Genomic DNA, 3,195 nt, shown 5'->3' on the forward strand with positions numbered 1-3,195 from the left:
ATCCACAGAACCGTCCGCTGAGGCTACTGTTTGGATTTCATTTGTAATATCACCATCTACTTCCGTCCCGGTAACTACATAAGGACTGGCTGAAGTTCCATCTCCGCTTACCGTATTGATTCCTGCTCCGGTTACTTCTGTTTCAGAACCATCGGCAGCTGCTACGGATAAATCATAATCATCGCCTGATGGAGTTAGTGTTACCGAACCATCAGTTGATGTCAATGTCTGTATTTCGTTCGTAGCATCGGCATCGGCATCTTGAATATTTATAGTAGTAGAACCACCTCGTTCTAAATCGATGTCCACTGTTTCGTTTGGCGTTCCAACTGCACTACTTACCTGTTGGTTATCACTAGCATTGGTCGCTAAATCTTCTAAGGCTTCTTGAACTGTAGTTTCGTTTACCGTGTCTCCGTCAACATCAAAAGGAGCATCTAAAAGAACTTCCGTAGCATTTTGCTCATCTAAATCAACACTACTGATTTGATATGGACTGGCCGTAGAACCATCTCCACTTACCGTAACATTAGCATTACCTGATTCAACTTTTGTTTCCGTACCATCTACAACAGCCACAGAAAGATCGTAATCGTTACCTGAAGGTGTTAATGTTACCGAACCATCTGTTGATGTTAATGTCTGTATTTCATTCGTAATGTCTCCATCAACTTCAGTACCTGTAACCAAGTATGGGTCAGTAGATGTACCAGAGCCAGATACTACGTTGATGCCTGCTCCGTTTAAAATAGTTTCAGAACCATCGGCTGCAGCAACTGAAAGGTTATAGTCATTACCAGAAGGTGAAACTGTAATAGAACCATCCGTAGAAGTAATTGTCTGTATTTCATTATTTGGATCACCATCTAAATCTGGTGATGCATTACCACCTACTGCATTCCATGTAGTACCATCGTAGACATATAATTGTCCCGCAACCTCATCTACATAAGTAACCCCACTATTACTTGGTGTAATTGTTGGAGAGCCATTACCCAATAAAGTAAGTTCGTTAGTTACGTCCGCATCGGCATCTTGGATATTTATTGTAGTAGAACCACCTCGTTCTAAATCGATATCTACCGTTTCGTTTGGTGTTCCTACGGCACTACTTACCTGTTGGTTATCACTAGCATTGGCAGCTAAATCTTCCAAAGCTTCCTGTACCGTAGTTTCGTTTACCGTATCTCCGTCAACATCAAAAGGAGCATCTAAAAGAACTTCGGTAGCATTTTGCTCATCTAAATCAACACTACTGATTTGATATGGACTAGCTGTTGAACCATCTCCACTTACCGTAACATTAGCATTTCCTGATTCAACTTTTGTTTCCGTACCATCTACAACAGCTACAGAAAGGTCATAATCATTACCTGAAGGTGTTAATGTTACCGAACCATCTGTTGATGTTAACGTCTGTATTTCGTTTGATGCGTTTGCATCGGCATCATCTACATTTAAATTAATTGCATTTCCTTCTGATATACTAACATTTCCTGGATTACCATCCGTACTTAACGTTTGATCATCACTGGCATTGGCAGCTATATCTTCCAACGCTTCTTGTACCGTAGTTTCGTTTACTGTATCTCCATCTACATCAAAAGGAGTATTCAAAAGAACTTCCGTGGCATCTTGAATCTCATTTGTTGCATCGGCATCGGCATCTTGAATATTTATAGTAGTAGAACCACCTCGTTCTAAATCGATATCCACTGTTTCGTTTGGCGTCCCTATAGCACTACTTACTTGTTGGTTATCACTTGCGTTCGCAGCTAAATCTTCTAATGCTTCCTGTACTGTAGTTTCATTTACTGTATCTCCATCTACATCAAAAGGAGTATTCAAAGCTACTTCCGTGGCATCTTGAATCTCATTCGTGGCATCTGAATCTGCATCCTGGATATTTATAGTAGTAGAACCACCTCGTTCTAAATCGATATCTACTGTTTCGTTTGGCGTTCCAACTGCACTACTTACCTGTTGGTTATCACTAGCATGGGTTGCTAAATCTTCTAATGCTTCTTGAACTGTAGTTTCGTTTACCGTATCTCCGTCAACATCAAAAGGAGCATCTAAAAGAACTTCGGTAGCATTTTGCTCATCTAAATCAACACTACTGATTTGATATGGACTGGCCGTAGAACCATCTCCTGTTACTGTAACATTTGCATTACCTGATTCAACTTTAGTTTCCGTACCATCTACAACAGCTACAGAAAGATCGTAATCGTTACCTGAAGGTGTTAATGTTACCGAACCATCTGTAGAAGTAAGTGTCTGTAATTCATTATTTGGGTCTGGATCAGCATCTGGTGCTGCACTACCTCCGACTTGCTGCCAAGTTGTTCCGTCAAAAACATATAATTGTCCCGCAACATCATCAACATAAGTTACCCCTGCATTTGATGGTGTTACTACTGGTGCGCCACTATCAATTAAAGTAAGTTCGTTTGTTTCATCTTCATCAGGATCGGTAGAAGTAACCGTATAGTTTCCATTTCCGTCATCCGCTACTGAAATAGCACCTGTTCCAGCAATAACTGTTTCTACAAGTGATGATAAGTCAACACTTGTGGAGGTGCCTCTTTCTATATCTATTTGAAGTTGATTTGTTCCACTCAAAGTTGCACCGGTCAAATTCTGATTATCGCTGGCGTTGGCTGCCAAATCAATAATAGCTTCTTCCACTGTTGTTTCATCTACACTATCACCATCCACATCTAAGGGAGTTGTTAAGTTGACTTCCGTTGCTTCTTGGTCATCAGTACCATCAAAACTCGTTGGCGTTCCATTCTCTGATGTATAGGTATAGTTTACACTATCGGCTGTGGACAATGTTGTAACCGTTTCGTCTATTTCCGTAAACGTTCCATCGGCTTGGGTTACCGTGGCGATTAGGTTACCGGCAACGACATCCGTAATAGCGATGCCGTTCGTGTTAATGTCAACATCCGTTCCATCTCCATTGGTGAAACGGTACAGACCGCCACCTAAATCCGTGATATCTGACTTGGCTACGGTTACACTGTTTCCGGCTTCATTTACTAAAGTGATGTTACCATCATTATTATCTTCTATTCGTACGATGCTCTCTTGAATGGAAACCGTTGTTCCGTCTTCCTTTTCGTAAACACCTATTTCATTTCCACTAGTTGAAGTACCGGTGATATTGGTAACCGTTTCGTCTATTTC

At 41.0% G+C, this 3,195-nt stretch carries 1 protein-coding gene; it reads right to left on the reverse strand.

The features are described 5' to 3' along the window. Nucleotides 1–3,195 (reverse strand): beta strand repeat-containing protein (locus tag KO521_RS11345; protein WP_215940042.1); only part of this gene is annotated, 3,195 nt, incomplete at both ends.

The organism is Zobellia uliginosa (assembly GCF_018860745.1).
In the GTDB taxonomy this organism is placed as follows: domain Bacteria; phylum Bacteroidota; class Bacteroidia; order Flavobacteriales; family Flavobacteriaceae; genus Zobellia; species Zobellia uliginosa_B.